Consider the following 8,569-nt stretch of genomic DNA (forward strand, 5'->3'; position numbering starts at 1 on the left):
CAGCTGATGCAATAAAAACAGCAGCTGTAGACGAATTAAACCTTCCTGACGAACTAAGGAATAGGGAGTATAACTCAAAATCTACTGGTAATGTTGCCAAAAATCGTGCTGGCTTTGCACTTAGTGATTTAAAAATTGCGGGTTATTTACGTTCACCAAGACGAGGCGAGTATGAGATAACCAAGCTTGGCAAAGATGCTTGGAAGAAATATGGTCTTAATTTGAGTAGGACCGTTGTTCATGATGAGCCGCTACATAAGCAACACCAGGCTAAATTAGCTAAAATTAAAAGTGATAACAGCGATACTTCAGAAACATTGGTCTCATTTAATGAAGATTTAATCCAAGATTGGTTTAATCAAAAAGTAGATGAATTGAAAGATCAATTACTTGCAAAATTGGCTCAGATGAATCCGTATGCCTTTGAAGAGCTTATGGTTGAATTACTAAATAAGATGGGATATAAGGGGCCAAATGGTCAATCAATTGTTACTCAAAAGTCCAATGATAACGGTATCGACGGTGTGATTTATCAAGATGCATTAGGCCTCCAAAAGGTTTATCTGCAAGTTAAGAGATATGCACCAAGCAATCCAGTTGGTAGGCCTGAGATTGCATCATTTAGCGGTGCGGTTAAGCTTAAGCACACTGATCGAGGTGTATTTATTACCACATCATCGTTTACTACTGGTGCAGAAGAAGCAGCGCAAAACTTAAACATTACGACTATTGATGGTGAAATGCTCACCAACCTAATGGCTCAGTATGGAGTAGGAGTTGAAGTAGAAAAAACTTATCACATCTACAGAATCAATAAAGATGATTTTGTAGATTAGCCACTTTATAAAACTGATATTTTATATAGGCATAGTTGCCAAGCCGGAAGTTCCTAATAAGTCCGTAAGCAAACAATAGCACTAAAAGAATACTGATTATATTGATGAACATAATAATTCCCTTCCTTTATCTATAACCTTATTATAAACATAATTCACCATTTGTGTATTTTAGTATCTTAAATGTACTCGTTTTCAAATTGTTTTTTGTAAACGCTTGCATTATTCTGATAAGGTGTTAAGATAATGACTGTAAGGAAATGTAAACGATTGCATAGTCTTAATTGAATTTGGAATTGAAAGGTTGATATAGCAATGGAAAATAAGCATTGGTGGAATAATTCAGTTGTTTATCAGATTTATCCAAAGAGTTTTCAAGACAGTAATGGTGACGGGGTTGGTGACCTGCGCGGAATCATTAACCGCCTTGATTACCTGCAAAAGCTGGGGGTTGATATTGTCTGGCTCAACCCGATTTATAAGTCACCTCAGGTTGATAACGGTTATGACATTAGTGATTACCAAGCAATTAATCCCACGCTTGGCAACATGGACGACTTCCAGAAATTGATTGATGGCATCCATGAGCGGGGGATGAAGCTAGTGATGGACTTAGTTGTCAACCATACTTCGGACCAGCACAAGTGGTTCCAAGAGTCTAAGAAGAGTAAGGATAACCCTTACCGGGACTACTACATCTGGCGGGACGGCAAGAATGGCCAGGCACCGAATAACTGGGGTTCATACTTCTCCGGTTCGGCATGGCAATATGATAAAGAAACTGACCAGTACTTCTTGCACCTCTTTGCTCCGCAGCAAGTTGACTTAAATTGGGAAAATCCTAATGTGCGTCACAGCGTCTATGACATGATGAACTGGTGGGCTGCCAAGGGGGTTGATGGTTTCCGGATGGACGTGATCAACTTAATTTCTAAGCCGGAAGGTCTGCCGGATGGTAAGAAGGCGCCGGATGAGAAATATGCCAATGTTGAGCCAATTGTTGCTAATGGTCACCGCATCCATGAATTCTTGCAGGAAATGAACAAAAACGTCATGAGTAAGCACAAGATGATTACGGTTGGTGAAACACCTGGTGCAACGCCAGAAGATGCACAAAAGTACGCTAATCTGGAAAATACCGAATTGAATATGGTCTTCCAGTTTGAGCACATGGGCTTGGATGCTAACCCAAACCCAGCGCTTGGTAAGTGGTACGACCAAAAGACGAAGCTGAGTGACCTCCGGGATAACTTTACTAAGTGGCAAGAAAAGCTGGCTGGCAAGGCCTGGAACTCGCTTTACTGGAACAACCACGACCAGCCACGGGTAGTTTCACGCTTTGGTGATGACACGACTGAAGACAACCGGGTTAAGTCGGCTAAGATGTTAGCGACGATGCTCCACTTCCAACAAGGAACGCCGTACATTTATGAAGGGGAAGAAATTGGGATGACCAATGCTTACTTCTCACGGTTGGCTGATTACGTTGACTTGGAATCGATCAATGCCTACCATCAATTAGTCGACGACCAGCACCTGCTGGATGGGAAGACAATGATGAAGTACATTGCGATGCACAGTCGGGATAACGCCCGGACCCCAATGCAATGGGATGATACCGCCAATGCTGGCTTTACCACGGGTAAGCCATGGGAAAAGGTTAACCCGAACTACAAAGACATCAATGTTAAACAAGCATTGGCTGATCGGAATTCAATCTTCTATTACTACCAGAAGCTGATTAAGCTCCGTCACGAAATGCCAGTAATTACTAATGGCTCATACAAGTTAGTTGATGGCAATGAAAAAGATCCCGATGTTTTTGCTTACTTACGGCAGAATGATCAGACAACGCTATTGGTCATCTTGAATTACACCAATAAGACGTTAGAACGACACTATGATGTACCAGAAGACGCTTCGTTATTAATTTCTAACTATGAAGATGATGCTGGTGCCACCATCCGGCCGTATGAAGCAAAGGTTTATCAATTTTAGATAAGAGGTAATAATCATGGATAAAAAGACGAATGAAGATAACCGGGTGGACCTCGACTCTGGGATGCCGGGTCTAACCAAGACACAGATTTTCTCAATTACATTTGCGTTCTTCGGCATCAATATGGCTTTCTCACTGCAAAGCTCCCAGATGAGTCGGATTTGTCAAACAATTGGTGCTAACCCTAATAGCCTTGGATTCTTCTTCATTTTCCCACCATTGATGGGGATGATTGTTCAACCAATTCTTGGGCAAATGTCTGACCGGACTTGGAATCGGTTTGGTCGGCGGCTCCCATACCTGCTCTTTGGGACGCCAATCGCTGCCTTAGTTTTAATCATGCTGCCATTCTCTGGTTCTTTTGGCTTCGGCTATGGTTCGCTGGCCGCAATGACCTATGCCGCCGTTGCTATCTGTTTCATGGACCTGTTCTCTAACGTCTGCATGCAGCCACTCCGGATGCTGGTTGGTGACATGGTTAACAACAAGCAAAAGAACGCTGCCTGGTCCTGGCAACAGGTCTTCTCTAATGGTGGTGCCATTCTTGCAACCGTCTTGCCATTTATCTTTACTGCTTGTGGTATGTCAAACACGGCTAAGCGGGGTGTTGTTCCGCACACCGTTATCTGGGCTTACCTCTGTGCCGCCGCTGTTTTACTGATTACTGGTTTATGGACGGTCTTCAACGTTAAGGAATATGACCCGCAGACTTATGCTCGTTACCACCGGATTGATGTTAACGAAGTCCACCAAAAGGTTAGCCTTTGGAAACTAGTTAAGCAGGCACCACGGTCCTTCTGGGAAATTAACCTGGTTCAATTATTCTCCTGGTTTGCAATTATGTATGTTTGGACTTACACCACGGGGACTGTTGCAAAGAACATCTGGCACACAACTGATGTTTCTTCAGCAGGTTACCAAGCTGCTGGTAACTGGTATGGTATCTTAACCGCCGTTTACAGTATTGCCGGAATCGTCTGGGGATTGCTTTATGCCAAAGCAAAGGCTAACTCCCGGAAGAAGTGGTACGTATTCGGGATGATTCTTGGCGCGATTGGTTTAGGCAGCATGGCCTTCATTACTTCAAAGACATTATCAGTTATTGCAATGATTCTCTTTGGGATTGCCAATTTCAGTATCAACACCATTCCGTTCACCCTATTGACTTCATCACTGAACGGTAAGAATGAAGGTGCCTACCTTGGACTCTTCAACGTTGGAATCTGTGTTCCACAAATTTTGGCTTCACTATGCAGCTTCATTATCTTCCCACTGGTTGGTCACAACCAAACGATGATGATGTTAATTGCTGGTTTGTCACTTCTTGTTGGTGCCTTAGTAGTTCCACGGATTCACGAAGGGGTTACGGTTCAAAAGGCAGCAGAATCACAAAACTAATTAATTCAAAAAAGCTTTCGTCAGTGTTTCTATACTGGCGGGGGCTTTTTAAGTTATAAGGGTAATATTATGTAGAGTAGAAAAAGGTGGCCCAAGGTTCAGCTTTTTAGTTGAGGCTTGGGCCACCTTCTAGTATTGCAATTGTTCACTTGTAGTAATCTTTTTAATTTAAGTCTTTTACACTAGCACGTTCAACTATTTTGGTCGGAATAAATAACGATTGGTCATCGTCAAGAAGGTTATCAACGCTGGCAGTTCCCATCTTAAAGAAGTCTTGATTAACAGTTGTAAGCTCGGGAGTAATTATTTCATCAATTATTGAGCCATCAATCCCGATGATCGACAGTTGGTCCGGAACTTTAACATCGTTTCTGGCGGCTTCCTTAATTAAACCGGCCGCAATCATATCACTACCAGCAACTACGGCCGTTAAGCCCCGTCCCTGAATCTCCTGAAAAAGCTCTTTACCATTCTCGTAGCTATAATTACCGTAGTGAATCCAGCCGGGGTCGATTATTAAGCCGGCATTGGTCATTGCTTTTTGGTAGCCAAAGAGTCGTTGCTGACCAGTCGAAGAATGATCAATTCCAACTAAGCCAATCTTAGTGTGCCCCTTTTGTAGTAGGTAGTTGGTTGCTTCAATACCAATCTTAACATCGTCAGAAGAAATAAAACGATGTTCCGGATGACGGAGGTTGTAGATAGAAATTAACCGGTAGGGAGTATGCGCGTTACTAAGGGTATTAACCTGCTGGTGGTCGATCCTTCCTGAAATTAAAAGGATCCCGGTTGCTTGATGCTCTAGTGCCTCGTTAATGGTTTCGTTTAAGCGTTGTGGGTCGTGCTCACCAGCGGAGAAGATGATTACCTTATGACCGCGTTCATGTGCCCGCTTTAAAATGCCATCAAGAATCGTTTGCCAAAAGTCGGTCTGCGTATAATTAATAATCACGGCGATTGTCTTGGTGATGTTTGAAGCTAGTCGAGAAGCAGCGACGTTTTTATGGTAACCCATTTGCTGGGCGATTTTGCGTACCCGTGCGCTAGTTTCCGGTCGAATTAAATTATCTTTGTTCGCGAGGGCGCGGGAGACCGTTGCGGTAGATACCCCTGCAGCCTTTGCAACGTTTTTGATTGTTGGTTTCATACTACTTATCCTCTCAATTTGTAACTAATTACATTATATGCTAAAACTCTTTTTACGGCAAACGCTTACATTCAAGTAAAATAATGTTTGTAAACGTTTGCAGAAAGTGGTAGAGTGAAGGTGTTAAGGAATTGCACTACGATATGCAGAAAGAGGAGACATGAAATGACTAATCGTTTAACGGGCTATCAAAATAGTGCGCCAAAGGTAACGTTAGAGTATGCCGATGGCCATAACCTAGTACTTGATGTTTACACTAACGAAATTATCCGAGTATTTGAGGACCGGGGCTGTGATACCAATTCATATGCAATTGATGGTGACAAGCACCATAAGACTAGTTACACTGTTGATGATAAGGGTGACCACATTGAATTACGGACGCCAAGCCTAGTTGTCAAAGCATACGATGGTCACCATGTTGATTTTTATGATGGCGATGGTAATCCACTCGTACTGGATTACCGCGGGAAACGTCAACCACTGCCAAATGACCTTGATGATGAGCATAAGTCAACCGTTCTTGCGGAAGGACATAATATCGACCTGTTAGGGAAGGAACACGATGGTTATTATGAAGTAATTAAATCACTTAGTTCTGATGAACACTTTTACGGTTTAGGTGACAAGCCCGGCTTCCTTGATAAGCGTGGGTATGATTATGATAACTGGAATGTTGACTTTGGTCAGGTACACAACGAGTCAGTTAAGGGAATCTATAAGTCAATTCCGGTTATGTACGGATTGAAGGATGGCCACCCATATGGATTGTTCTTTGACAATACATACAAGAGCCACTTTGACTTAGGAAAGGAAAGCGAGAATTACTACTTCTACTCTGCCGACGACGGTAACGTTGACTACTATGTTCTGGGTGGTCATACGTTGAAGGATGTAGTTGCAAACTACACCTACTTAACCGGAGTAACGCCGTTGCCGCAAAAGTGGGTATTGGGTTACCAGCAATCACGGTGGGGTTACAGCACTAGTGATAAGCGCGTTCAGGCAATCGCTGATGGCTTTGAAAAGTACCACTTGCCAATCGATGTTATCCACTTAGATATTGACTATATGCGTGGTTACCGTGACTTTACCTGGGATACAACCAAGTTTAAGGAACCGAAGAAGTTCGTCGCTGAAATGAAGAAGCGGGGGATTCGTTTGATGCCAATTCTTGATGCCGGCGTCAAGAAGGATGAAGATGGCTACGATATTTATGAGGAAGGGGTTAAGAAGGGTTACTTTGTTGAAAACCCAGATGGCTCTGTTTTCGTTGGTCGGGTATGGCCAGGCGATGCGGTGTTCCCAGACTTTGGTCGTCCTGCAGTACGCAAATGGTGGGCAAAGCATGTTAAATTCTTTGCTGACATGGGAGCCTGCGGTGTTTGGAATGACATGGATGAGCCAGCATCATTTGATGGAGAATTGCCAAGTAATTTAGTCTTCCATGATGGTGAAAAGAAGGCAACCCATAAGAAAATGCACAATGTCTTTGGCCACCTGCAAGCCCAAGCTGCTTATGAAGGAATGAAAGAAGCAACTGGGAAGCGCCCATACATTATTACCCGGGCCGCCTTTGCGGGGACGCAAAAGTACTCCACCGTTTGGACCGGTGATAACCAGTCGATTTGGTCTCATTTGCAATTGGCAATTCCACAATTGAATAGTTTAGGAATGAGTGGATTTGCGATTGCGGGGACTGATATTGGCGGTTTCCAGAAGAACACGACACCAGAACTGTTGACCCGGTGGCTTGAAGCATCCCTGTTTGTTCCATTGTTCCGGAACCATGCCGAAATGGGGACTCGTTACCAGGAACCATGGGCCTTTGACCGGAAGACACTAGATATTTACCGGGACTACCTAAACCTTCGCTACCGTTTTGTACCATTCTTGTATGACCAATTACGGCACGAGACTGAATCGGGCTTGCCGGTAATGCGGCCACTGGTTTTGAACTACGAACATGACCCAGAGGTACGGCAGATTAATGATGAGTACATGGTTGGCACTAGCATTTTAGTTGCACCAATTGTTAACCAGGGTGCGGATAAACGGCTGGTATACTTGCCAGCAGGAAAGTGGCTCGACTTCTGGAACAATGCAGAGTACTCGGGTCAACAAACGATCATGGTTAACGCTCCAATTGAAAAGCTGCCGTTGTTCATCAAGAAGGATACGATTCTGCCATGGGGTAACAAGGTTAAGCATATTAGTGACGAGCCAGAGAAGGTAATGACCTTCCGGCTATTCGGTGACTGTGGTGCTTACAAGCATTACCAGGATAATGGTTTAGACTTCAAGTACCAAGATGGTGAATATAATGAATACTACGTTGAAGTTGGCAGTAATGGTCAAGTGGCGGTCAAGCTTAACAAGCATGGCTACCAACCAACCTACGAACGAATTTATGTAGAAACTGACCGTGGCCGGTTTGAATTTGACTACGATGTCGCTAGTGAGGATTATAAGTTAGCAGAATAAGATAAATTAACCCGACTCTTGTTGCGTAATTGCGACGAGAACCGGGTTTTATTAATTATATATGTTAGAATAGGCTTGTTATTACATATTAGGGAGTAGATTTAATTGGGGAAATATATCAAATGGCAATTATTATTAATTGGCTTACTAGCAATTGTTTTAGTGGGTTGTTCAAATAAAAAGCAAGTAACACAACCTAAACAGCAGCTGAGTGGTGTTTATAAAATAGCGGATAAGGATGCCGATACGGACGATGATGGTAATGAGCAACCTGGCTATTACTATTTTAAAAAGGATGGTACAGTATTGTGGGCACAGCCTGAAACAGGGGATGACGACTCCGGAAATTATGGAGGAGCGGCCCGCGGAACATGGAAGACTCTAGGGAATAACAAATTTAAGATTCACTTACAATATATTTATGATACCGATGTATTTACCTTTACTGCTAAAAAAACGGGGAATAAATTACATACCTATTCGAATAGCAGAAAGAGTAGGTTTGAATGGGATGCGGATGATAACTATAAGCAACCCCAAATGGATTATTCTGACTTTATGTTAATGGCAGATTGCAAGAAATAACTTGAACAAATTTAGTAACGCAGATTACGCAAAAAGATCTCAATCGGTGTTCGCCAATTTAAACATTTGAGTGGTCGGGAATTCAAATACCAGTTAATTTGAATCAATTCATCATCGGTA

The 8,569-nt window shown here is 42.9% G+C and carries 6 protein-coding genes and 1 pseudogene; 5 read left to right on the plus strand and 2 right to left on the minus strand.

What is annotated here, in order from left to right:
- From ACEYV4_RS08340 to ACEYV4_RS08350, 3 genes are all read left to right on the plus strand, one after another.
- Positions 1-836: restriction endonuclease (locus ACEYV4_RS08340; protein WP_373842845.1), on the plus strand; the 836-nt coding region annotated here is incomplete at its 5' end.
- Positions 837-1,151: 315 nt separating this feature from the next.
- On the plus strand, positions 1,152-2,834 hold the full coding sequence (locus ACEYV4_RS08345; RefSeq protein ID WP_373842846.1) for an alpha-glucosidase: 1,683 nt from the start codon (positions 1,152-1,154) through the stop codon (positions 2,832-2,834).
- 16 nt (positions 2,835-2,850) lie between these two features.
- Entirely contained in the window at positions 2,851-4,233 is a 1,383-nt protein-coding gene (locus tag ACEYV4_RS08350) for an SLC45 family MFS transporter (RefSeq protein WP_373842847.1), read from the plus strand.
- Between the two features lie 163 nt (positions 4,234-4,396).
- On the opposite strand, the gene ACEYV4_RS08355 is transcribed toward ACEYV4_RS08350, so the two are convergent.
- Complete coding sequence (locus ACEYV4_RS08355; protein WP_373842848.1) at positions 4,397-5,380, minus strand: LacI family DNA-binding transcriptional regulator; 984 nt, start codon at positions 5,378-5,380, stop codon at positions 4,397-4,399.
- 165 nt (positions 5,381-5,545) lie between these two features.
- Here ACEYV4_RS08355 and ACEYV4_RS08360 point away from each other — a divergent pair, with 165 nt between their 5' ends.
- Both ACEYV4_RS08360 and ACEYV4_RS08365 read left to right on the plus strand, forming a co-directional pair.
- The gene (locus ACEYV4_RS08360; RefSeq protein WP_373842849.1) at positions 5,546-7,864 is read left to right on the plus strand and encodes a TIM-barrel domain-containing protein; all 2,319 of its coding nucleotides are present in this window, start codon (positions 5,546-5,548) and stop codon (positions 7,862-7,864) included.
- Between the two features lie 105 nt (positions 7,865-7,969).
- A complete protein-coding gene (locus ACEYV4_RS08365) occupies positions 7,970-8,449 on the plus strand; it encodes a hypothetical protein (protein WP_373842850.1) in 480 nt (159 codons plus the stop codon).
- An 11-nt stretch (positions 8,450-8,460) separates the two neighbouring features.
- On the opposite strand, the pseudogene ACEYV4_RS08370 reads toward ACEYV4_RS08365, so the two are convergent.
- Positions 8,461-8,569: pseudogene (locus tag ACEYV4_RS08370) on the minus strand (IS30 family transposase); the annotation flags it as partial.

Origin of the sequence: Limosilactobacillus sp. (assembly GCF_041859915.1) — a bacterium.
Classification (GTDB): Bacteria; Bacillota; Bacilli; order Lactobacillales; family Lactobacillaceae; genus Limosilactobacillus.